Annotated in this window: 18 protein-coding genes and 7 pseudogenes; 14 read left to right on the forward strand and 11 right to left on the reverse strand. The window is 67.8% G+C overall.

The window, feature by feature from the left end; translation table 11 throughout:
• Positions 1-69 precede the first annotated feature (69 nt).
• Positions 70-1,938 carry a virginiamycin B lyase family protein gene (locus OO62_RS16455; RefSeq protein ID WP_033268170.1) on the reverse strand — a complete coding sequence of 623 codons (1,869 nt, stop codon included), beginning with the start codon at positions 1,936-1,938 and terminating at the stop codon, positions 70-72.
• Between the two features lie 379 nt (positions 1,939-2,317).
• On the opposite strand from OO62_RS16455, the pseudogene OO62_RS41740 reads away from it, so the two are divergent.
• From OO62_RS41740 to OO62_RS41545, 3 genes and pseudogenes are all read left to right on the forward strand, one after another.
• Positions 2,318-2,674, forward strand: a pseudogene (locus OO62_RS41740) (transposase); the annotation flags it as partial.
• Positions 2,675-3,531: 857 nt separating this feature from the next.
• Complete coding sequence (locus tag OO62_RS16460; RefSeq protein WP_033268171.1) at positions 3,532-4,080, forward strand: GNAT family N-acetyltransferase; 549 nt, start codon at positions 3,532-3,534, stop codon at positions 4,078-4,080.
• Positions 4,046-4,769 (forward strand): annotated as a pseudogene (locus OO62_RS41545) (helix-turn-helix domain-containing protein); the annotation flags it as partial. The gene OO62_RS16460 and the pseudogene OO62_RS41545, both read left to right, overlap by 35 nt.
• Positions 4,770-4,942: 173 nt before the next feature.
• Here the strand turns inward: OO62_RS41545 and OO62_RS37000 are convergent.
• Positions 4,943-5,716, reverse strand: coding sequence for a TetR/AcrR family transcriptional regulator (locus OO62_RS37000; RefSeq protein ID WP_078617204.1), 774 nt, complete (start codon positions 5,714-5,716; stop codon positions 4,943-4,945).
• Between the two features lie 135 nt (positions 5,717-5,851).
• Here OO62_RS37000 and OO62_RS16475 point away from each other — a divergent pair, with 135 nt between their 5' ends.
• Both OO62_RS16475 and OO62_RS16480 read left to right on the forward strand, forming a co-directional pair.
• Positions 5,852-6,463, forward strand: coding sequence for an NAD(P)-dependent oxidoreductase (locus tag OO62_RS16475; protein WP_033268173.1), 612 nt, complete (start codon positions 5,852-5,854; stop codon positions 6,461-6,463).
• 236 nt (positions 6,464-6,699) lie between these two features.
• The gene (locus OO62_RS16480) at positions 6,700-7,452 is read left to right on the forward strand and encodes an SDR family NAD(P)-dependent oxidoreductase (protein WP_033268174.1); all 753 of its coding nucleotides are present in this window, start codon (positions 6,700-6,702) and stop codon (positions 7,450-7,452) included.
• Between the two features lie 258 nt (positions 7,453-7,710).
• Here the strand turns inward: OO62_RS16480 and OO62_RS40630 are convergent, their stop codons facing one another.
• Positions 7,711-8,097: a tectonin domain-containing protein gene (locus OO62_RS40630; RefSeq protein ID WP_346009365.1), complete on the reverse strand. Its 387-nt coding sequence runs from the start codon at positions 8,095-8,097 to the stop codon at positions 7,711-7,713.
• Positions 8,098-8,367: 270 nt separating this feature from the next.
• On the opposite strand from OO62_RS40630, the gene OO62_RS39615 reads away from it, so the two are divergent.
• From OO62_RS39615 to OO62_RS40640, 3 genes are read left to right on the forward strand one after another with little or no spacing between them, the layout of a single operon-like run.
• Positions 8,368-8,526 (forward strand): hypothetical protein, encoded by a 159-nt coding sequence (locus OO62_RS39615; RefSeq protein WP_157850151.1) that lies wholly within the window; start codon positions 8,368-8,370, stop codon positions 8,524-8,526.
• The gene (locus OO62_RS40635) at positions 8,527-8,823 is read left to right on the forward strand and encodes a hypothetical protein (RefSeq protein ID WP_228332569.1); all 297 of its coding nucleotides are present in this window, start codon (positions 8,527-8,529) and stop codon (positions 8,821-8,823) included.
• 39 nt (positions 8,824-8,862) lie between these two features.
• Positions 8,863-9,192, forward strand: a complete 330-nt coding sequence (locus OO62_RS40640; RefSeq protein WP_228332570.1) for a transposase — start codon at positions 8,863-8,865, stop codon at positions 9,190-9,192.
• Positions 9,193-9,284: 92 nt separating this feature from the next.
• On the opposite strand, the pseudogene OO62_RS36495 reads toward OO62_RS40640, so the two are convergent.
• Positions 9,285-9,625: pseudogene (locus tag OO62_RS36495) on the reverse strand (helix-turn-helix domain-containing protein); the annotation flags it as partial.
• A gap of 198 nt (positions 9,626-9,823) precedes the next feature.
• Between OO62_RS36495 and OO62_RS16505 the strand changes: the two are divergent.
• Entirely contained in the window at positions 9,824-10,672 is an 849-nt protein-coding gene (locus OO62_RS16505; RefSeq protein WP_033268176.1) for an oxidoreductase, read from the forward strand.
• The gene (locus OO62_RS16510) at positions 10,672-11,286 is read left to right on the forward strand and encodes a TetR/AcrR family transcriptional regulator (protein WP_033268177.1); all 615 of its coding nucleotides are present in this window, start codon (positions 10,672-10,674) and stop codon (positions 11,284-11,286) included. The genes OO62_RS16505 and OO62_RS16510 overlap by 1 nt, the downstream gene beginning before the upstream one ends.
• A 216-nt stretch (positions 11,287-11,502) precedes the next feature.
• Here the strand turns inward: OO62_RS16510 and OO62_RS16515 are convergent.
• From OO62_RS16515 to OO62_RS16525, 3 genes and pseudogenes are all read right to left on the reverse strand, one after another.
• Positions 11,503-11,982: pseudogene (locus OO62_RS16515) on the reverse strand (transposase); the annotation flags it as partial.
• A gap of 114 nt (positions 11,983-12,096) precedes the next feature.
• Positions 12,097-13,107, reverse strand: coding sequence for an aldo/keto reductase (locus tag OO62_RS16520; RefSeq protein ID WP_033268178.1), 1,011 nt, complete (start codon positions 13,105-13,107; stop codon positions 12,097-12,099).
• Between the two features lie 1,219 nt (positions 13,108-14,326).
• Entirely contained in the window at positions 14,327-16,411 is a 2,085-nt protein-coding gene (locus OO62_RS16525) for a SpoIIE family protein phosphatase (protein ID WP_033268179.1), read from the reverse strand.
• Positions 16,412-16,655: 244 nt separating this feature from the next.
• Here OO62_RS16525 and OO62_RS40645 point away from each other — a divergent pair.
• The 3 genes and pseudogenes from OO62_RS40645 to OO62_RS40650 form a co-directional block, all read left to right on the forward strand.
• Positions 16,656-16,766: pseudogene (locus OO62_RS40645) on the forward strand (precorrin-6A synthase (deacetylating)); the annotation flags it as partial.
• A gap of 235 nt (positions 16,767-17,001) precedes the next feature.
• Positions 17,002-17,739: a (2Fe-2S)-binding protein gene (locus OO62_RS16530; RefSeq protein ID WP_323135818.1), complete on the forward strand. Its 738-nt coding sequence runs from the start codon at positions 17,002-17,004 to the stop codon at positions 17,737-17,739.
• Between the two features lie 10 nt (positions 17,740-17,749).
• Positions 17,750-18,237 (forward strand): annotated as a pseudogene (locus OO62_RS40650) (transposase); the annotation flags it as partial.
• A gap of 67 nt (positions 18,238-18,304) precedes the next feature.
• On the opposite strand, the gene OO62_RS16535 reads toward OO62_RS40650, so the two are convergent.
• Together OO62_RS16535 and OO62_RS16540 are read right to left on the reverse strand one after the other, a co-directional pair.
• Positions 18,305-18,664: a nuclear transport factor 2 family protein gene (locus OO62_RS16535; protein ID WP_033268180.1), complete on the reverse strand. Its 360-nt coding sequence runs from the start codon at positions 18,662-18,664 to the stop codon at positions 18,305-18,307.
• A gap of 25 nt (positions 18,665-18,689) precedes the next feature.
• On the reverse strand, positions 18,690-19,523 hold the full coding sequence (locus tag OO62_RS16540) for an SDR family oxidoreductase (protein WP_051733298.1): 834 nt from the start codon (positions 19,521-19,523) through the stop codon (positions 18,690-18,692).
• A gap of 59 nt (positions 19,524-19,582) precedes the next feature.
• Here OO62_RS16540 and OO62_RS16545 point away from each other — a divergent pair, with 59 nt between their 5' ends.
• Positions 19,583-20,128, forward strand: coding sequence for a winged helix-turn-helix transcriptional regulator (locus OO62_RS16545; protein ID WP_180290159.1), 546 nt, complete (start codon positions 19,583-19,585; stop codon positions 20,126-20,128).
• Between the two features lie 359 nt (positions 20,129-20,487).
• Here the strand turns inward: OO62_RS16545 and OO62_RS16550 are convergent, their stop codons facing one another.
• Entirely contained in the window at positions 20,488-21,048 is a 561-nt protein-coding gene (locus tag OO62_RS16550) for a GNAT family N-acetyltransferase (RefSeq protein ID WP_033268182.1), read from the reverse strand.
• Between the two features lie 67 nt (positions 21,049-21,115).
• Positions 21,116-21,484: pseudogene (locus OO62_RS16555) on the reverse strand (transposase); the annotation flags it as partial.
• Between the last annotated feature and the right edge of the window lie 156 nt (positions 21,485-21,640).

Raw genomic sequence — 21,640 nt, forward strand, 5'->3', positions numbered from 1 at the left:
AGCTGGGGCACGACGTGTTCCTCCCGTCGCAGCAGACAAGGTGACCTGGGGTTTTCGGATCCGACGAGGTCAGCCGGGGAGGGGGATGAACAGCAGGATGTTGTGGGCGGTGGCGGCGGTGTAGCAGGCAGTGCCGGGGAAGGTGGCGGTGTAGAAGGGGGTGGCGACGGCGAAGACGGGGACGACGGCGTTGTGGAGGGTGGCGGTGCCATTGGCGTCGGTGACGGCGGTGCCGAGGTTGACCGGGCCGAAGAGCGTGGTGGCGGTGAAGGTCACCGGCTGACCGGCCACCGGCATCCCCGAGGTGGTCGTCAGGGTGGCGCTGAGGGTGGGGATGTAGAACTCGGGCAGCGGGGTCAGCCGGAGCCGGATCGTGCCTGGCTGCGCGGTCAGCGTGGTGGGGGTGGGGTTCACGGTGACGGGGGTGCCGGCGGTGGAGCCGGTGAAGCAGCTGTCACCGCTATAGGTGGCGGTGAGGGTGCCGGTGGTCAGGGCGGTGGTGGTGAAGCAGGCCTGCCCCGATGCGTTGACGGGGACCATCTGGGTCTGGCTGTTGGGGAGGGTGAAGGTGACCGTGCCGGTCGGCACGGAGGTGGTGGCTGGTGCCGGGGTGATGGTGGCGCACACGGTCACGCTCTGCCCGCAGGTGGAGGGGTTCGGCGTCACCGACAGCGTCGTCGTCGTGGGGTTGGGGCTCAGGGTGACGGAGGTGGGGTTGCCGTTCACGGTCGCGGTGAACGTACCCGCGGTGTAGGTGTGGGTGGTCTGCCCGCTCCCGGTGGCGTCCAGGGGGACGGTGACCTTGGGGCTGGCGTCCCCGAAGTCCACCACCGCCGTCCCGTTGGGAGTCCCCCCGGAAATGTTGAACGTCACCGGTTGCCCGCACACCGGCGACGCCGGCGAGGTCGTCACCGTCAACGGCGAAATCTCCGTCACGTTGGCCGAGTTGGCGTTGGTGACGTAGACATTGCTGTTCTGCGCCGCCGCCACCGAGAACGGGAACGCGCCGACAGGGACGGTGGCCAGGACGGTGTTCGTGGTGCTGCTGATCACCGTCACGTTGTTGGAATTGCTGTTGCCGACGTAGACGTTGCCGGTCGGCGCCACCGCCACTCCGAACGGGCCCCCGCCGGTGGGGACGGTGGCCAGGACCGTGTTCGTGGCGCTGTCGATCACCGTCACGTTGTTCGAAACGGTGTTGGTGACGTAGACGTTGCCGTTCGGCGCCACCGCAATCACTCCCGGGACCGTGCCGGCGGGGACGGTGGCCAGGACGGTGTTCGTGGCGCTGTCGATCACCGTCACGTTGTTCGAGGTCTGGTTGGCGATGTAGACGTTGCCGTTCGGCGCCACCGCCGCCGCGCCCGGGAACCCACCGGTGGGGAGGGTGGTCAGAACGGTGTTCGTGGCGCTGCTGATCACCGTCACGGTGTTCGCGTTCCGGTTCGCGACGTAAACGTTGCCGTTCGCAGCCACCGCCACCGCGTCCGGGACCGCGCCGACGGGGACAGTGGCCAGGACGGTGTTCGTGGCGCTGCTGATCACCGTCACGTTGTTCGAAGTGCTGTTGGCGACGTAGACGTTGCCGTTCGGCGCCACCGCCAGTGCGAACGGGCCCCCGCCGGTGGGGACGGTGGCCAGGACGGTGTTCGTGGCGCTGCTGATCACCGTCACGTTGTTCGAGCTCTGGTTGGTGACGTAGACGTTGCCGTTCGGCGCCACCGCGATCATGGCCGGGTTCGAACCGGTGGGGACGGTGGCCAGGACGGTGTTCGTGGTGCTGCTGATCACCGTCACGTTGTTGGAATTGGCGTTGCCGACGTAGACGTTGCCGTTCGGCGCCACCGTCACCGCCAGCGGGCTCGTGCCCGCCGGGATCGTCACCGTGGAGAACGCCGCACTGAAGGGCGCGACCGCAAGCCCCCGTACCGCGGCCACCTCGGATCCACCGGCCGGTACAACCGGCCGAACCCCGCCGGCTACCGCCGGAGCTCCCCACCAACCCGTAATCGGTTCCATGACAAACCTCTCTCAGCTGAGAGGGCCGCCCAAGAACTCCCACCGGGGCCCGCGTCGCACGGCGCCGGTATACGCGAACCGGGTCACCGCTTGCACACCGGGACAGAAAGAGGGCACGCCGACATGTACCACGCACCCGCGCACCACAGGGGTTGCCCATCTCTCCCCGGAGAGATGGGCAACCCACCGGAAAACGGTCCCCACCATTAACCCGAAATGGCCAATAGAGCACCACCGTATTGACTCGAATATCACCCGGACAGACCAATAAACAGTCCAACCCGGGCACGCCGTACGAGACGACGAACTGCCGAAGAACGACGAGGACGGTGAAGAGACGGTGCTGCACGCCACCCGCATGACCCTGGGTCTGCTGACCCAGCGAATCGGGCAGCTTACCGACCAGATCCAGGACCTGGAAGGCCGCCTGGCCCGGCTCGTGGAACGCCACGCCCCGCAGCTGCTCAATGTGGTGGGCATCGGGCCGGACACGGCCGTCACTTTGCTGATCACGATGGAGGCCAACCCGGAGCGCCTGGGCAGTGAGGCGTCCTTCGCCGCGCTGTGCGGGGTCAGCCCTGTCGAGCGTTCCTCGGGCAGTCGGCAATACCGTCGCCTCAACCGTGGCGGCGACCGGCAGGGCAACGCTGCCCTCGGCGCAGCAGTGCACTGGCCAGGTGTGGTTCTACGCTGTGAGGGTCTACGGGCTTGGCCGTCTTGCTCGTTGTCTGCCCAGCGCGGCTGCGGCGCATCGGACGCGGCATGGGGTCGTGTGGGGTGTCCTTGGTCCACAAGGGGACGTGTCCGCGGTCCTCCACTTCTTGCCGGTGCGCGTCCAGAGCGGCGTCAAGGTGGCAGTCCTGAGGTCCAAGGACCAAGACGCGTCCGCCGCCAGTCCTGCCGAGGACCAGCTCGATGCCCCGCGGAGCGATTGAGGCCCGCAGGTCGATGACGCCGTGCCGGGACCTGCGCCTGTCCCGGTGGGGCAGCAGAAGTAGCAGCGTCGCCGGTCATCTGGCGGCGCACGTCGGTGACGTACTGGTCAATGAGCATCACGCTCTCCTTTGTTCCTGCCCCGACCCGGCAGGAGGTGCGTGAAGATCAGAATCTGACGGCCTGTGCTGACATCGTTTGAGGAGGTGTTCTCCGTCGGTGGCAGGGTCGGTTTGCGCCACCCGGAACTGGCCGCCACGTACAGCCAGGCATGCAGCAGACAACCGTGCTGCCCTGCTGCGATGCAAGCCCGGGGCACGTGACGAAGAAGAGTTCCCCCCCGAACAGAGGATGGCCGGTCGGCTCAGGGGTGGCGGCGGGAGCAGAGACAGCGAGCCCGCAGATGAAATCCGTTCATGGGGCGGCCACTAGTGCCGCATCAGCGAACCTTCGCCCCGTCGGAGAGAGCGTTCGGTTCGGATGCTGGTCCCGGTGTGCAACTGAGCAGTCACTGGCCGCGTGTCCTTCCGGCTCCAAAAGCGTGTGCAAGCCACCCGGAGGGGCCTTTACCCTCCGGGCATGGATCTTCGCGAAGAACTTCCGAGTGACAGACAGGCCGTGCGGGATGTTCACCTGCAGGCGTTCGGTGACCATGGCCTTGTCGTGGCCGACCTGGTCGATACCCTGCGGGACACCATCACACCGAAGGACGGTCTCTCGCTGGTCGCCGAGCACGACAGGCAGGTCGTCGGGCATGTCATGTTCACCCGCAGTCTTCTCGACGCCCCTCGTCGGCTGGTTGACGTGCAAGTACTCAGTCCGCTGGCCGTGATGCCTGAGCTCCATAAGCGGGGTATCGGCTCGGCCCTGGTCCGACACGGACTGGGGGTCCTCGCCGAACGGGCTGTTCCCCTCGTCTTCCTGGAGGGTGATCCGGGCTATTACTCGCGTTTCGGCTTCGCGCCCGGTGGTGGCCTGGGCTTTCGAAAGCCATCCCTGCGCATCCCGGACGGCGCCTTCCAGGTCATCAGGTTCCCGGAGCATGAGCCATGGATGACGGGGACATTGGTCTATGCAGAGCCGTTCTGGCGGCATGACGCAGTCGGCCTGCGTGACCCCAACGCATAGTGACGCGAGCCGGGTTCGGGACGTGATCCACAACTTCAACGCCGACGGCTTCGAGGCGCTCTACCCGAAGTACCAGGGCGGCCGGCCCAGGACGTTCACCCTGCCCGAGCGGCGCGACATCAAGAAGATCGCAAGTCCAAGCCTGCCGAGCACGGCCTGCCCTTCTCGACCTGGAGCCTGGCCAAGTTGGCCGACTTCCCGGTCGACGAGGGGGTGTCGACGACATCAGCCACGAGGGCCTGCGCGTCCTGCTCCGCGAGGAGGGCGTGTCCTTTCAGCGCATAAAGACCTGGAAGACCTCCCGCGACCCGGACTATGCCGCCAAGAAGGCCCGCGTCGAGAACCTCTACGCGATCGCCGACGTCGAGGTCATACCCGAGGACGGCGAACCCGAAGTCGTCTTATGCCTGGACGAGTTCGGCCCGCTCAACCTCCAGCCCCCTCCCGGACGGCAATGGGCCGAGCGCGGCGGACGGCACAAGGACCCCGACCGGGAGCCGAGGCCCCGTTGGCGGGCGACCTACACCCGGCCGCACGCGGTCCGGCACCTGTTCGCCGCCTACGACCTGGCCCAGGACAAGCTCTACGGCCACATCAAGCCGCAGAAGAACCGGACGAGGTTCCTGCAGTTCTGCCGCTACCTGCGCAGCCTCTACCCGTCGGACATCCGGATCGCCATCGTGCTCGAGGTCCGCCCGTTCGGTCGCCATCCCGGAAGCCGCACCGGAGCCGCCGGGGCCGTACCGGCGGCGGAACACTCGTTGGGCCAACTCCCAGGTCCCGGGGCATCGGTGGTGTGTCTGTGCCCGGCCCCACGGTGTGCTCATGAAGCAGGGCGTGAGCCCATGAAACGCGCTGGCGCTCAACCTGCCTCCGGCGTAATGCCGTGTTCGTTGCCGGCGGGCGGGGAGGGGTCGAGCAGGGCGGTGTCGCGGTCTTTGTGAGCTGCGCGGGTAGGCGGCCCGAATCGTCCTTCGTGCTGTCTCAGGAGGCTCGCGGTCTCGGCCGCCGGCCGGCCGGTGTGCAGGCAGACCACGTCGGTGATCAGATCGTTCAGGGGTGGCCAGGGCATCGTGCCGTGGTCGTTGTAAAGACTGACGAGCCCGTGCAGGGCGGTCCAGAGCATGAGGCCGGCCTGTGCTTGTCGTTCCGCCGTGGGCTGCTTGCGTTCCGGGACGGCAGCGGCCGCGAGGGAGGTCACGACGGCGGTGAGCGGTTCGGCGCCGGCGCCGTGGGCCGAGCCGGGCACCAGGTCGGCGGGCATGCGGCCGCCGAAGAGGGTGCGGTAGTGGCCGGGTTGGCTGACACCCCAGTGCACGTAGGCGGCGCACCGCGCGGTGAGGTCGGCCAGGGGGGCGGGGCCGGCGACTTGTGCGGCCTCGTCCATCAGCCGGGCCAGTTCCTGGTAGCGCAGTCGTAGGACGTGCTGGATCAGTGCGCTGAGGTCGGTGAAGTGGCTGTAGATGCTGGCCGGTGCCACTCCGACCTCGCGTGCGACCTGGCGCAGGGTGAGCGTCTCGGGCTGGTCGAGCGTGGCCAGCAGCTTGGCTGCCGCGTCGACGAGCTGGGCTTTGAGTACCTCCCCCTGCCCCCGCGGATTGCGGCGGCGGGGAACGGACGGCTCCTGAGACGACATCTTCGCCCCCCTTCCTACCTGGGTGAACAGATAAACAACACACGTTCACCTTACCTGGGGCTGCGCCTTGACACCGCTAACCAACGGTTGTTTACTCAACTCACCAACACTTGTTTAGTCAGGAAGTGGAAGATCATGCGCATCGCCATACTCGGAGCTTCGGGCCGCACCGGCGGCACACTCGTCGACCTGGCGCTGGATCGCGGTCACGAGGTCGTGGCCCTGGTCCGCACACCGGCCCGGGTGACCGTGCCGGCGTCCCGGCAGGCGGAGAACCGGCAGGCGGACGTCACCGACCCGAACGGCTTTCCCTCCCTGAGCGACATAGACGTGGTGGTCTCGGCCATCGGCATCAGCAAGGGTGACGGCCCAGGCGCACTGACCGCCGGCGCCAGGCGGCTGGCCGCAGCGGGCGTCCGCACCGTGTGGCTGGGGGCCCTGGGCTCGGGTGTCTCCAGCCGGTCGGGAGGACTCATCTACGCGGGCGTGATGCGGATGTTCGTCGGATCGGAACTGCGGGAGAAGGCCGAGGCCGACGAGATCGCGCTGAAGGCCGGTGCCACGGTCTTCCATGCCCCGGACGTCACCGACGGGCCCCTCAGCTCCACCCGCCGCGTCGTGCCGCTGGCGGACCTGCGCCGCCCGCTGCTGCCGCCCCGGATCTCCCGGATCACGCTGGCATCGCTGCTGCTGGACGAGGCGGAGTCAGGCAAGCAGGGAAACGGCATCGTCGTGCCCCTCGCCTGACCACCGGCCTGACAGCCCGGCACCCCCCGAAGGCGGGCCGGGGACGCTCGCGACCGCAGGGGCGCGGAGAGCCGTGACGGCCGGAACGCACGCGCCACGGAGAGTCAAAACCACCGCCTCCGGCGCGCCCCCACACACACAAGCCGGGTCTTCGCCGTCGGCCACCGCGGAATCCCTGGTCAGATCGCCCGAGCGGGTCGGACACCGCCAGGCACGGCATCCATTGGAGGATCATCATGAGCAACTTCACCGGAAAGGCCGGACTCGTGACGGGCGCCGGCAGCGGAATCGGCCGTTCGGCGGCAATCGAACTGGCCCGCCAAGGCGCCGGCGTCACCGTCACCGACATCGACGAGGCCACTGCGGCCGCGACCGCCGAGATGATCCGGAAGGACGGCGGGAAGGCGTTGGTACTGCGCGTGGACATCGTCGACGAGGACGCGGTGCGCACGGCCGTAGAGCGCACGGTCGAGGCTTACGGCGGTCTCGACTTCGCCGTGAACAACGCCGGCCTGGACTCCCACCACCGGCAGCTGGACCAGATGAGCCCGGAGGAGTTCGAGCGGGTGACCCACGTCAACATGGGCGGGACCTTCCTGTGCATGAAGTACGAGCTGCCCGCTCTGGAAAGCCGCGGCGGAGGCGCGATCGTCAACGTCGCGTCCAACGGCGGTCTGTACGCGATCCCCACCGCCCCTGCCTACGTCGCCGCCAAGCACGGTGTGGTCGGCCTGACGAAGGTCGCCGCGGTGGACTACGCGCCGCGCGGTATTCGCGTCAACGCGGTCTGCCCCGGCCCGACCCGCACGCCCGGGTTCGAACGGGTCGCGGCCGGCACCGACCTGATCGCGATGCAGGAGGCGATGACACCGCTGGGGCGGATGGCGACGCCGGAAGAGGCGGCCGCGGCCGCGGTCTGGCTCTGCTCGGACGCCGCCTCGTACATCACCGGGATCGCGCTGTCGGTGGACGGCGCACGACGGGCATAGGAAGTCATCTCGTGGGCCGTGGAGTATCGATAGCTCTTCGACTGCTCGGCCACTGAGCCTCCGTCACTTTGAAGCGGCAGGTCAGGAGGCTGGTGTGACTGCCCTCCGTAACACTCAGGCTGGCTGTGGGCTGCAGTCTCCGGCGTAGATCGTCTGACCGGGAGGTCGGCTCGCGGTTCCTGTTTGTGCCAGGGCTGGTCACGCCCTGGAGGACGTGACCAGCCTGACTTCCGGTGGCGGGGTGCCGAGTGGTTGGGGTCAGCCCGGCAGATCACCGGTGTAGCGGTAGATGTTGCCGGCCGAGTTCACGCCCCAGACGGTGCCGTCCACTCCTGCTCCGATGTCGGTGAGCGCGCCGGGGATCTGCACCCAGGGGCTGGCGTCGTTATTGGTGTAGCGGTAGATGTTCCCGCCGGCGTTCGCCCCCCAGACCGAGGTGCGGGAGCCTGCTGAGATCGCCTTGAGTCCGCCGCTGATCTGCTTCCAGTGGCCGCTTTCCTGGTCGCCGGTGTAGCGGTAGATGTTGCCGGCGGAGTTGACGCCCCAGACGGTGCCGTCCGCGACGCCCCAGACGGTGCCGTCCGCATTCCACGGGCTCCTTGTCGTCGGCGATGTTGCATGCAGACGCTCCCGCGAGGGAACGATTCAGCATGCAAGCGCGCTTGCGGAATGATCCTTCTCTTGTCCGTAAAGCCTCGTTTATCGGATGGGTCGCGTACTTCGAGCTGGGACGGTGCGGCCGGCGGTTGATCCAGGGGAGACCTGATCAGAGGTCCCACTTGCGGGTTATTCGCAATCACCAGGTTGACGCCGACGAGCGAGCGAGAGCGTCGGGAGGCCGGCCCGGGGTGGTCGACGTGCCGGAGGAGGCAGAAGAGCCTGGTCGGCTTACCTGTTCCTGCCCCGTGCGGTCGGGTGGCCTTCTACGATCCTGTGCATGGGTCCGAGATTCTGGAACGGATCAGCGCGCGGCGCGCAGAACTGGACGAACTCGAGGAACAGCTGGCCAAGCAGTTGGCCGAAGTACGGGCGGAGCGGGACGAACTTGCCGTCGCCGAACGTGTCCTTGAGTGAGTGAGCGAGCAGCTCGCCGACGAGCGCGCCTCGGCCGCGCCAGCGCCCGGGCAGGTGGGTGGACGGACGGTGATGCTGATCCCGCACCGCGCACCGGACGTGGAGGAGACCATGCTCCCGACCAAAGAGCACGCCGAGGACCCCTGCCCGCTCGTCTACCAGTGCCGACTGCCGCCGTCCACGCGCACCGTCAATCACCTCGCCGATCTGCTGCGGCACCACCTGAAAGCGATCCGGTCCAGGTGGCGGATCCTGCCGCCCGGAAAGATCGCGGTGATCGTCCTGGCCGTGCTGTGACACGACCAGCGCCTGGCCGACATGGCCGGCGGAAACAACGTGTCCGAGTCCACCGTCCGTCGCTGGCGCGACGAGCTGATCACCCTGCTCGCCGCCCAAGCCCCGCGCCTGGACCGCGCCCTGAATCAGGGCGGGGAGGTGGTCCTGATCGACGGCACCCTCATCGCCACCATGCGTCAGACCGGAAAGGCCGACCGGCGGAACTACTCCGGAAAGCACCACCGTCATGGCCTGCACTTCCTCGCCCTGACCGACGAGAGGGGGCGCCTGATCTGGCGGATCCTCACCAAGCTCCGCACCGATCCCGCTCACGCGACGCGTCTCCTGCGTGCCCTGCTTGTTCTGACGAATTTCGAGGTCAACCGCTGACGGACGATCTACTCCTCAGGCTGCCGCCCGCGACCAGCGTGAGCACCCCGAGAGCCGGTCACGCCAGCCCCCTGACCAGCGTCTTCAAGTTGGCGAAGGCTCACTGAGTGGTCGCGGGTGAGCGCCAGGGTGCCGTCGACGATGAGGACGGTGTCCCTGTGGAACCGGCTCTGCTGCCGGAGTGCCGGCAGCGGACCGATGTGGTCAATGATGCGGTCCGCGGCCGACTTGGAGATCCCGAACAGCGGCGCCAGCTGGCGCATGGTCAAGTTTGTGCGCCGGTACGCCGTGACCAGCAGGACGCGATCCCCCAGCGACAGACTCCAGGGCCGGCGCGCGGTCGATCTGCGGCTTGCTCCCGTCGTACTGCGGCTACCAATTTGCCGAAGCAGCGCGGGCTCAGCCCCGTACAGGGCCCTATCCAGGACGGCATCGATGCCGTGATCACTCCACCTGCAGCGTGATCGTCTCAGCCGGAGCGAGCGGGTCGGTGAGCGGCTGGATTGACCTCGGCTGAGCATGGTGCCGTGGGGACAACAGAATCAACACCATGTTGATTACACTCGACGCAGTGTAGACTTTCCGAGTGAGGGGGCAGTCCGGCTTCTCGTGAGACCTTTCTGGAGGAACAGTGCAGCAGCAGAAGTGGCTCGTCACCGGCGTCAGCACGGGCCTCGGCCGTGCCTTCGCCCAGGCCGCCCTGGCCGCCGGGCACACCGTCGTGGGAACGGTCCGCTCCGAGGAGGACCTGCGGGCCTTCGACGCGCTGAAACCCGGGTACGCTCACGGCCGCATCCTGGATGTGACTGACGGCGACGCCGTCTCGAGTGTGGTCGCGGAGGTGGAGCAGAGCGTCGGTCCGTTGGATGTCGTCGTCGCCAACGCCGGCTACGGCCTGGAGGGCACCTTCGAGGAGACCCCGCTGGCCGAGGTGCGGCGGCAGTTCGAGGTCAACGTATTCGGGGCAGTGGCCACCCTGCAGGCAGCCCTGCCCCACATGCGCCGGCGCCGCCGCGGACACCTGATGGCCGTCACCTCCATGGGCGGGCTGATGGCCGTGCCCGGCATGTCCGCCTACTGCGGCAGCAAGTTCGCCCTGGAAGGCATCCTGGAAGCACTGGGCAAGGAGGTCGCACAGTTCGGGATCCATGTGACGGCGATCGAGCCCGGCTCCTTCCGCACCGACTGGGCCGGACGGTCCATGACACGCGCCGCGCAGTCCATCGAAGACTACGACGAGTTGTTCACCCCCATCCGGGAAGCGCGGCAGAAAGCCAGCGGGAATCAGTTGGGCAACCCGGCCAAGGCCGGGGACGCCGTGGTCCACATCGCATCAGTCGACCAGCCGCCGGCTCACCTTGTCCTTGGCTCGGATGCGCTGCGACTGGTCACCGCCGCGCGCACGGCCGTGGACGAGGACATCCGCGCCTGGGAGCAACTCTCCCGTACGACCGACTTCGCCGAGGGTGCTCAGCTCTGATGCCCAGCCACCACTCTGCGCGGAGCCGGCGCGCCACCGAACGCAAGGGCGATGTCCGGGAGCGGGCCATTCTGGACACCTGCGAAGCTCTGCTGGCACAAAAGGGCTACGACGCCATGACTGTCGGCGACATCGCCCAGGGCGCCGGCATCACACGCGGCGCCCTGTACTTCTACTTCGGCTCCAAACAAGAAGTGGTCACGGCACTCGTGGCCCGGACCGTCGAGCACCTGTGGGAGCGGTCCCGCGCCACCGCGCAGACCGACGAGCCGCGCCAGGCCATCGCAGCAGCCATGCAGCGCACGGTCGAGCTGTGGAACGAGCACGGCCTGGTCATGCGCACGGCCATCGACCTGTCGTTGACCGTTCCGGAGATCGGCGAGCTGTGGAGCCACACGGCAGACTTGTTCATCACCGCCATCACCGCCGTCCTGGAACGAGCCGGCATCCAGGCCGGCACCGGACCAGAACAAGCCTCAGCGATGGCACGCGCCCTGTGCTGGATGATCGAACGGACCTTCTACCACGCCTCGCAGGAATCCCGCGAGGCGTTGCAAAAGGCATCTTCGACCTGTGAGCACATCTGGCTGATCAGCGCCGGCCTGATCACCTGATGCATCTGGCGCGGACGGCGAGGCACGAAACCGGACCCCGTGACTCCGAGGCCCACCGTCCAGGCACTCCACCAGCGGAAATCCCGAGAGGCACAGCGTCCTCTCCCAGCCCGATCAACGGGAGTTGGTGTCCACAACTCCCGTGTGTGGGCCTTCCGGATCAGGTTGCGATACCTGGAAGGTCACTTAGAGATTCCGCGGGTAGAGGACAAGGCGTCATGGTCGGCGGGCTGGCCGTGTGTCCCAGCGTTGGCTGGTCCAGGCTTCGCGGATGAGGCGTCGGATCACGATGATCGCGGTCATCAACGCGAGCAGTGCGTTGATGACGACCGCTCGGCGTTCCGTGCAGGACAGGGTGAAGTTGAAGCCGCGGCTGTACCAGGAGTTGGTGCGCTCGACGACCCAGCGGCGAGTGTGGTTGATCGGGATCACGACGCCCTTGGGCTGGGTCCGCCACTCGCAGCCGAGCTCGGTCAGCAGTGTGCGGGTGACCGTGGAGTCGTAGCCCGCGTCAAGGTGCACCGTGATCTGCTCAGGCAACGCGAGCTCGAAACGCCCGAGCTTCTCTGGCGTCGGGCGCAGGAACGGGGAGTCGTGCCGGTTCGCGCCGGTCACGACACAGTCCGGCGGGATCCCGCATCCGTCGGTCATCCGCGACCACTTGATCGCCACAAGGGCTCGATCGCCCATGCTTCGACGGTGGGCACCGGTGCTCCGTTTTCAGATGTAGAGATGTAGGAGTCCCACATCAACACGGATCCCGGTGAGGCCGAGGCCAAGGACTCGTCGAAGGCCCGGCGGTAGCCCGGACTACCGGGAGCCCGCCACAGGGCGCGACTTGTAGAAGGACTCCTCCAGGTAGGCGGCCTCGTGCGGCTGGTAGGGCTCCTCCAAGTAGGCGGCCTCGTCTTCGTCGAGTTCGACGTCCACCGCGGCGACCGCGTCGGCCAGCTGGGCCGGCTTGGTAACCCCGACGATGGGCGAGGTCACCGCCGGGTTGCGCATGACCCAGGCCAGGGCGACCTGGGCCGGGGACAGACCCCGCTTGCCCGCGATCTCGTGGACGCGCTCGGCCACTGCCTGGTCCCCGTCGCGGTAGAGGATCTTGCCGCCCTCGTCGGTCTCGGCACGCGCCGTGGCGGTGTCCCGGGCCCGCGTCAGCCTGCCCCGCGCCAGCGGGCTCCACGGGATCACGCCGATGCCCTGGTCGGCGCAGAGCGGGAGCATCTCCCGCTCTGCTTCCCGGTGGATGAGGTTGTAGTGGTCCTGCATCGACACGAACCGGGTCCAGCCGTTCAGGTCAGCCAGGTACAGGGCCTTGGTGAACTGCCAGGCGTACATGGAAGAGGCTCCGATGTAGCGGACCTTCCCGGACTTGACCGCGTCGTGCAGCGCCTCGAGGGTTTCCTCGATCGGGGTGTCGTAGTCCCAGCGGTGGATCTGGTACAGGTCGATGTAGTCGGTCCCCAGTCGCTTCAGGGAGGCGTCGAGCTCGGCGAAGATCGCCTTGCGGGACAGCCCGGCGCCGTTCGGGCCGGGGCGCATCCGCATCCAGACCTTGGTGGAGAGAACGACCTCCTCGCGCCGGGTGAAGTCCTTGACCGCCTGGCCGACGATCTCCTCGCTGCTTCCGGCGCTGTACCCATTGGCCGTGTCGAGGAAGTTGACGCCGCCCTCGAGGGCCTGCTTGATGATGTCCCGGCTGGCGTCCGCGCCCAGCGACCAGGGCTCGCCGCCCCGGTCCGGCTCGCCGAAGCTCATGCAGCCGAGGGTGATGGCGGAGACTTCCAGTCCGGTCGTTCCGAGCTTGATGTATCGCATGCTTCCGAACCTAGGAGTTGGAGTGCGCTCCAACGCAATACGTCTCGGTCCGGAATTCGGAGGCGTGGGGCATGTGTGCCCTGTCAGGTTTCGACCGTTTCGGCCAGACGTACCAGAGAACCCAGTGGTAACGAGTAACGAACTGTCAATTCTCGGTCGAGCGCATGGGGCCCTACTCAGCCCCCCGACGCCAAACCGCCCTCGCGGGTCCGTCGCCACGACCGAACATCGCTCGATCACGGGGAGATTCCGCTGGTCCGGGCGGCGGTATCGCGGCGCTCGCGACGGCGCCCCTACCCGCGGGATCTCTAAGTCCAGCTCGGAGCCTTGTGATGCGGAGGCGTCTATGGGGTCTGTGCGAATCGTGTGAGATCTGGTGACACGACGAAGCCCCGCCTGTTTCCGCCGGCGGGCTTCTTGCATCGGTGGTCATGACGGCCTGCGGTGGGTGTCTGGGGCTCCGCTCCGTCCCTTGATAGTCCCAGCGGGCAGGTCTTCGCTTCATCTCCTTCGCGAAACAGGCCGCTGCCCGGCGCAGGATCTCGCGCGCGAGCGACCACTCCTTCTCGGCTGTGACCAGCTGGGTGTCCTCGGTCCGCAGCCGGGCCGGCTCCGCCCCGGTGTCCTGCGGCCCGGGCCTCGCGGGGCACTGCCGCTTCGGCTTCCACTGGCACCGGGTTGGCGGCAATGTTACGGGTGTACTGGGTTGGCCAGCATCTATGCAGCTCAGAGGTGGTGTAGGGCGGTTTTACGCATGTGCATGTGCCGCCACCTGTCACCACCTCTGGCAGGGTGCATGCTGATTTAGCTGGCGCGTCGTCAGCTGAATGTGATGGCTTGTTAGTTCTATGGTCTCGTGCCTGGAATTGGGGAGCGGGCAGCCTCGCATGCCTGAGCGGTTGGGCAGGCTCGATCTTTACGGTTGACCCCGATGTAAACGTCTGTCCTGAGTTTTGTTCGGTGTCCAGGGAATGTCGCCGAAGGCGCAATGGCTGAGGGTGACGTGCTGGGTCCACCGCTCGGGGTGCCGCCCTCGTCACCGGGCTTGGTGAAGTCGTCGTCGGGTGAGGCCCTGCGCATCGGGCATACCGGCCGCCCGTCACGGCGGTACGCGGCCGGTTCGAGTGGGTTGGGAGGGACGTGTCAGGCGTGATCCATCCGACGGTCTTCAGCCCCGCGCAGATGATCATTCTCGCGATCTGCCGGACTGGGGCGTACTTCAAGAGTCGGATGCGAAGGGTTGCATGCGTGCGATGAGCACGGCGACATCATCCGGATCAGCGGGAAGCCGGAGTTCGCGAAGGAGTCGGTCGCAGGTTTCCTCCAACGTGCGGTCGGGTGCGTCCAGCAGGCGCAGGAGGGTGTTGAGGCGTTCGTCGATGGGGTGATGACGGACCTCGACGAGGCCGTCGGTGTACAGGACCAGCCGATCACCAGCGCCGACGGGGATGGTCGTGGTCACGAAGGGCACGCCACCAACCCCGAGTGGGGTGCCGGTCGGAAGGTCGAGCAGTTCCGGGTGCTTGCCATTGCGCACCAGGACCGGCGGCAGATGGCCTGCGGTGGAGATGTGGCACTCCGCGCGGTGCGGATCGTAGACGGCATAGACGCAGGTGGCGATGTACTGCTCAAGCCCTGAGGTGATCTTGTCGAGGTGATGGAGGACCTGGGCAGGGTCCAGGTCGAGGTCGGCGAAGTCGTTGGTGCCGGTGCGCAGGCGGCCCATGGTGACGGCGGCGTCGATACCACTGCCCATGACGTCTCCCACAACCAGCACGGTCTTGTCGCCGTCGAGCGGGAGGACGTCGTACCAGTCGCCACCGACCTCGTAGGCCGCTTGTGCAGGCCGGTACCGGGAAGCGACCTCAAGGCCGGGGAGGTGCGGCGGGTGATCCGGGAGCAGGCTGCGCTGAAGGGTCTCGGCTGCATTGCGGACCGTCTGGTGCGAGCGGGCGTTGTCGATGCACACCGCGGCGCGGGAGGCCAGCTCACCGGCGAGGGCGAGGTCGTCCTCATCGAAGGGCTGCGGGTTACGGGCACGGCTCAGCCCCAGGAAGCCAAGGATCTGGCCGCGAGCGGTGAGCGGGAGCAGCATGTAGGAATGCACGCCGGCGCGGGCCAGCACCGTGGCGGCGCGGTCGTCCCGGGCGATGCGGGCCATGGCGGCGTCATCCATGTGGGAGATCAAGATCGGCCGGCCGGTGCGTACGCATTCGGTGGGCAGGCGGTCGGCGTCGTAAGCAGCGATCTCGCCGGGCGGGTCGGCGGCCTGGACGGCTTCGGTGACATAGGCGGCCTGCACCGCGAGGGCGCGGAAGAGCGCGGGACCGTCGCCCGAGGGCGGACGGTGCTCGTCGAGGACGGAATCGAGGACGTCGACCGTGGCCATGTCGGCGAGCTCGGGCACGGCGACGCCGGCAAGCTCCCGGGCGGTCTGCTCGACCTCCAAGGTGGTGCCGATGCGAGCGGAGCCGTCGGCGATCAAGGCCAGGCGCCGTCGGGCCTCGGCGGCCTCCGTCGCCGCTTGATAACGGTCGGTGACATCCACTACCAGGTCGGCCACCCCGAGGACCCGCCCCTGGGGGTCGTCCAGTCGGTACAGCGAGATCGACCAGGCGTGCTTGCGTGGGTCGGCGGGGGTGTGGCCCACGATGGTGTACTCGTCGACCATGGGGACCCCGGTCTTGAGGACCTGCCGCATCCCGGCCTCCGGCCCCTCGAACTTCGCCGAGGTCATGATCTCGCGGTAGTGCCGACCCAGGTGGTCTTCCGCGGGAATGCCGTGCATCCGCTCCAAAGCGGGGTTGACGGCGACGTACCGCAATTCGGTATCGAGGATCGCCAGCCCGATGGGCGACTGAGAAATCAGCCGGGTGGACAGGGCAAGGTCCCGTTCGACCTCCCGAAGCGTTGACCCGTCGGTGGCCAGACCAAGGGCGTAGAAGTCACCGAGGCCGTCCAGCAGCCGCATGTTGCGGAACTCCACCAAGCGAGTGCTGCCGTCCTTGTGCCGGATGGGGAATGCCCCGGCCCACCTCTCTCCGGTATCCATGACCTCGGCAAACAGCTTGATCATCAGATCCCATTGCTGCTCGTGAACGAGCAGCGGCGCAGCGTACTGCCCGAGCGCCTCCTCAGCGGTATAGCCGAACAGCTCCTCGGCCTCCGGGCTCCACAAATCGATCCGCCCCTCGGCATCCAACAGCACCGCAGCAACGCCGAGAAGATCCATCAGCCCACTCGGCTGCGACGATCGCCCCTCGGGCTGGCCGGTGCCACCCGGACGCCCACCGGCTGTGCTCACACGGGCACTCCTTCCATGCGCTGGACCACAAGGGGCCTCCGCGGGCCAGAGCCCGCGACCCCGCCCCGTACCTATGGAGTGCTTGGGCTTCCATGGTCCACCCTGGAGCGGCCGATGGCGCAGGATGGTCTCCCTTTCCCAGGTGCCATCGGGCGCCCACATGCCCAGCCGTGATCCGGCACCTCGGCCTCTCGAATGTGGACCAGCCCCCCAGGGTGCCGCCCCCAGCTCCGGCAGGCGGCGGGTGAGCGGCCTGGGTGCTGCCGCCTCCCGCATCCGTCAGGTGCGGGCTGCGGCGCGTGCCCGCCATGGATGGATCATGGACACGTACCTTCTGCGCCTCGTGGACCGCTGAGAGGTCCGACGGTGTCGGTGTGGTCGGCGAGTTCGCGTCATGCCTGATACCGGTGGGCGCCGTCCTGCTGGTGGGTCGAAACCGCCCCCGCGGAGGACACACCGCTCCAGCGGCTGCCCATCGGTATGGTGCGCGAAGCTCCGGGCTTGAGGCTGAGGCAGCGTCTCTTGGATGCTCCGACCACCAGGGCGATCCGGCCGGGCCCGAGCCGCCCACCCCGAACTGAGGAGGAACGGTGCCGCAGGAGCCGATGACCGCAACGCTCGGTCGCACCGCCGCCGTGGGACCGTTCTTCACCGTCCGGACCGACCTCGGATCACCTCGCGACCAGGGATTTCTTCCCCTGTCGGAGCTGTACCGAGGGGGACACCAGTCGGCATTGCGTCATCGTCTGAAAACGGTCGCCGCACAGCTCGGCACAGCGGACCGCGGGGTCGCGGCCTCCCTTGTCTACCAGGGACTCGCCGGGCGACTGTGGTCGATTGCTCTGGCACCCGCGGCGGTGGCTGGGGACATCCCCGATCTCGACAGCGACGCGTTGTGGTGGCATCCGAATCGGAGCACACCCGACGAACTCTGGCTGCCCGCGCCGACCTCCCTGCCGTCGGCCTCCGAGCAGAGCCTCGCGTGCCGGCTGCAAGCGGCCGTACTGCACGATCACTTGGTGCCGCTGCACCACGCCATCAGCGCCGAGTCCCGGCTCTCCTCCCAGGTGCTGTGGGGCAACGCCGCCTCGGCGTTGGTCGGCACCCTCCGTGTGCTGCACGACTGGTGTCGCAGGTCGAGCCGGCCGGAAGCGGCGGATCGCGCCGTGGCACTCGCCGTCTGCCTGCTCGAAGACCCGCATCTGCGCGACACCGGAACGTTGGATCCCACCCTTCCGGCATTCTCACGACGCAGCTGCTGCCTGTACTACCGCGTACCCGGCGGAGGGCTCTGCGGGGACTGTGTGCTGCGGCGGGCTCGGCGATAGAGCCGGGCACACGCACGGCGTGCGGCTGTTGCCACGGCTGCTACCCGCTCGGCGACGACACCCTGTGGGGCGTCAACCGCCGAAGGAAGAGCGCCACCGATTCGCTGGCCGCGGTGAATTCGATAGGTGCCGCCCGGCCCGACGGCACCCGATCTGCGTCATCCTGGACAACCTGTCCGTCCACAAGGCGCTGGCATCCGCCGCTGGGCGAAGAAGCACAAGGTCGAGCTGTGCTTCAACCCGACATACGCCTCGTGGGCCAACCGATCGAGGCGCACTTCGGACCACTGCGGCAGTTCACCATCGCCAACTCCGATCACCCAACCACACCGTGCAGACCCGAGCCTGCACGCCTACCTCCGGTGGCGCGACGCCACCGCTCGCCACCGCGACGTCCTGGCCGCCGAACGCAAGCAACGCGCCCGCATTTGCAGCGAGAAAGGCATCCGCTGGGGCGGACGGCCCCTGAATTGGCGGCCTGACCTGGCAGGAAGGTGAGTCACCGAGATTGCGGGGCGAGCGGGGTTTTTCGCCTGAGGCGGCAACGGGTGGCGCCGGCAGGGACTCAGGGTTCGATGACGAGGCGTTCGATGAGGCCGTCGCGGAGTGTGAACTGGTAGCGCAGATCGATGGTCCCGCCGGGAAAGTTGCCCTCGAGGTGGTGGGTGGCGATGTAGCGGGTTGCGTCGGTCTGCTGGGCGCCGGTGAGGTGGATGGTGTAGGTGAATTCGGTGGCCGATCGGTCGAGCCACTCCCTGATCGCCTCGATGCCCTCGTAGGTGTTGCCGTCGTCGATCACTGTGGCTTCGCGAGTGAACGCCGTGAGTGCGCTGGCGGTGTCGTGGGCGCGGTGCGCTGTCAGGTAGCGGGTGATCACCTCGGGCAGGGTGTCCGGGGTGCTGGTTCGGGGCTGGTTGTCGTGCATGACGCTCCTTGGGGTGGTGGCGGGTTCAGACGGTGGGGGTGGTGCCGCCGTCGATGACGTGTTCGGCGCCGACGATGGCCGAGGCGCGGTCGGAGACGAGGAAGGCGACGAGCTCGGCGACTTCCTCGGGCCGGTTGGGACGGCCCAGCGGGATCCCGCCCAGGGAGTCCATGAGCCGGCCCAGCGCCGCTTCCTGCGTGATGTCTGCGTCGTGGGCGATCCGGGCGACGAGGTTGTCGGCGGCCGAGGTCTGCACGAAACCGGGCGAGACGGTGTTGACGCGGACACCGTGCGGGGCGACCTCGTTGGCCAGGCCCTTGCTGTAGGTGGTCAGGGCGGCCTTGGCGGCGGCGTAGGCCAGGGTTCCGTTCCACAGCGGCATGCGGCGCTGGATAGAGGTGACATGCACGATCACACCCTTACCTGTGGCGATCATGTGCGGCAGGAGTGCGCGGTCCAGGCGGACGGCGGCCAGCAGGTTCGTGTTCAGCTCCCTGGCCCAGTCGTCCTCGCCGAGCGCGGCGAACCCGCCAGCCGGCGACTCGGACCCGCCGAGGGTGTTGACCAGGATGTCGACGCCTCCCACGCGGGCGTCCACTTCGGCTGCTACGTGGACTGCGCCCTGGGCGGTGGACAGGTCGGCGGTGATGAACGCCTTCTCCTCGACGGTGTCGGGGCGGCTGCGGGCCGTGACCAGCACGGTCGCGCCGGCCTGGGCGAGACGTCGGGCGATGGCGGCTCCGGTGCCCTTGGTGCCGCCGGTGACCAGGGCACGTCGGCCTTCAAGGGATTCGCTGAGGGGTGTGGTCACGGTGTGCTCCGTTCCGGGTGCGGGCGCAGAAGGCACCGCTCCCGCCATTACTGCTAAAGTAGAAGCTACTAACTTCGACTTTAGCAGTAACCGAGGGGATGGCTGCCATGGCGAGCCGGATCAGGCTGGAGGACCGGGAGTGCCCACTGTCCACGACGGTGGAACACGTAGGCGAGTGGTGGACGCTGCTGATCCTCCACGACGCTTTCGACGGTTACACGCGCTTCGACCAGTTCCAGGAGAGTCTGGGCATCTCCTCCAGCATGCTCACCACCCGACTGAAGACCCTCGTCGCCGACGGACTACTGGAGCGCCGGCCCTACCAGACCAACCCCGTACGCCACGAGTACGTCCTCACCGAACTCGGGCGCTCCCTCCGACCGGTGGTCGTCGCCCTGGCCGCGTGGGGTAACTCCCGCCTCACGCCGGCCGAACGCAGCATGATCCTCATCGACGCGCACAGCGGCGAGGAAGTCGAGCCCGTCGTCGTCGACGCCAAGACCGGCCGCCGGCTCGACGACAGCGACACCTACGTCTTCACCGCAGGCCCGGCAGCCAGCGACGCCATGCGCCACCGATATGCGGCACGACCGACCACCCCCGCGGAGGCGGCAGGGCTGCCCCAAGCCCGCACCGAACAGCAGATCAAGTGAGGCAACCTTCCCGGTCGCAGCGCTGGACCGTGGGGTCATGTGCGTGGCTGTCGAGGCCCGCCGCTCCGGGAGCAGTTCACCGCTCAATCTGCCTCCACGGAGTGCAGGACGGCCGCGACCAGCCCGCCGGTGCTCGCCCAACTCCCCGACCACCGCTGGATCGTGAGCTTGCCCGGCCACCCCTACGCGCCCCTGACCGCCACCTAAACGCTGCTCGCCCCGCTCTTGGCCGACCTGCCAGGCGCTGGCACAGTTCTGACCGTCCGGACGGTTCGGTGCTGGCTACGGGATGCGCCATCGGGTCGGAAGGTGAAGGAACATGAGGAATCGTCAAGAGTCGTGGACGGGGCCGTTGACGTCTACCGAGGCTGTTCCCACTCGGTCCGGGTGAGTTCGTACTCGACTTCACCGTGCTCGGAGCCCTCGATCGCCTCCGGCCAGTCCCCGGTGAAGTTCCGGACGAAGGACAGGCCCGCCTTCTCCATGACACGACGGGACCGAGTGTTGACGGCCATTGTGTTCGCCGTGACCCGCTCGACGTCCAGATCCGTGAACCCCTTGTGGATCAGGGCCCTGGAGCCTTCGGTGGCGTAGCCGCGCCCCCACGCCGCCTGGCTCAACCGGTAGCCGAGTTCGACCACAGCGGGGCTGTGCTCCTCCAGCGGCCGGAACTCGAACCAACCCAGGAAGGTGCCGGTGATCCTCTCCTGCGCGGCCCAGTACCCACGGGTCCCCCAGCACGGGTAGTCGTGCAGGAGCCGCGGCAGGGTCCGCGTCTCGATCGTCTCGCGGCTGGTGGGACGGCCACCGTTGATGAAGCGCGTGACCTCGGGGTCGTTGTGCAGGGCGAGGAGACGGTCAGTGTCGGCCGCTGTGAACGCGCGCAGGATGAGCCGGTCGGTCTCCAGGAAGGTGGTCATGCGCGATCTTCACCACGGGTGGGCTGGGCGTGCCACCAGTTTTCTGACCGGCGGCAGTCGGTGGTGTTCATGCCGCGCGGACCGCGGATCGCTCGACCAGCACGCCCCGCTCGAAGCTGGCCCCGGCATGGACCAGCGCGACGAGGTGGGATGCGTTCACGGCTCGCCACCGCTGCTGGGCGGACTCCACCAGCTTGAAGACCCTAGCCAGGGCAGGTGACGCGCTGCCGGCGCCCTTGGTGACCTTCGTGCGGAGCCGAACCGTTGCGAAGGTGGACTCGATGGGGTTCGTGGTGCGCAGGTGGATCCAGTGCTCTGCGGGGAAGTCGTAAAACACGAGCAGTTCGTCCACGTCGTCGGTGATCTTCTTGACGGCTTTGGGGAACTTTGCCCCGTAGGTCTTCGCGAATACCGCGACCGCCTTGAGTGCGCGGTCGCGGTGGCGTCAAGGAGGGCAAGACGCGACGCGAGATTGTCCGATGCCTCGAACGCTACGCCGCCCGCGAGGTGTTCCACCTGGTCAGGCCCACACAGCCATGACCTCCGTCATAGGGGCAGTTGTGAGACTTGAGAGCGCGAAGGGTGTTAGCGA

This window comes from Streptomyces lydicus (assembly GCF_000717345.1).
Taxonomy (GTDB): domain Bacteria; phylum Actinomycetota; class Actinomycetes; order Streptomycetales; family Streptomycetaceae; genus Streptomyces; species Streptomyces lydicus.

Excerpts from the sequence above, each read along its gene's own strand:
- OO62_RS16460 (WP_033268171.1), top strand. The coding sequence starts at position 3,532 with ATGGATCTTCGCGAAGAACTTCCGAGTGACAGACAGGCCGTGCGGGAT.
- OO62_RS37000 (WP_078617204.1), bottom strand. The coding sequence starts at position 5,716 with ATGTCGTCTCAGGAGCCGTCCGTTCCCCGCCGCCGCAATCCGCGGGGG.
- OO62_RS16475 (WP_033268173.1), top strand. The coding sequence starts at position 5,852 with ATGCGCATCGCCATACTCGGAGCTTCGGGCCGCACCGGCGGCACACTC.
- OO62_RS16480 (WP_033268174.1), top strand. The coding sequence starts at position 6,700 with ATGAGCAACTTCACCGGAAAGGCCGGACTCGTGACGGGCGCCGGCAGC.
- OO62_RS16510 (WP_033268177.1), top strand. The coding sequence starts at position 10,672 with ATGCCCAGCCACCACTCTGCGCGGAGCCGGCGCGCCACCGAACGCAAG.
- OO62_RS16520 (WP_033268178.1), bottom strand. The coding sequence starts at position 13,107 with ATGCGATACATCAAGCTCGGAACGACCGGACTGGAAGTCTCCGCCATC.
- OO62_RS16535 (WP_033268180.1), bottom strand. The coding sequence starts at position 18,664 with ATGCACGACAACCAGCCCCGAACCAGCACCCCGGACACCCTGCCCGAG.
- OO62_RS16540 (WP_051733298.1), bottom strand. The coding sequence starts at position 19,523 with ATGGCGGGAGCGGTGCCTTCTGCGCCCGCACCCGGAACGGAGCACACC.
- OO62_RS16545 (WP_180290159.1), top strand. The coding sequence starts at position 19,583 with ATGGCGAGCCGGATCAGGCTGGAGGACCGGGAGTGCCCACTGTCCACG.
- OO62_RS16550 (WP_033268182.1), bottom strand. The coding sequence starts at position 21,048 with ATGACCACCTTCCTGGAGACCGACCGGCTCATCCTGCGCGCGTTCACA.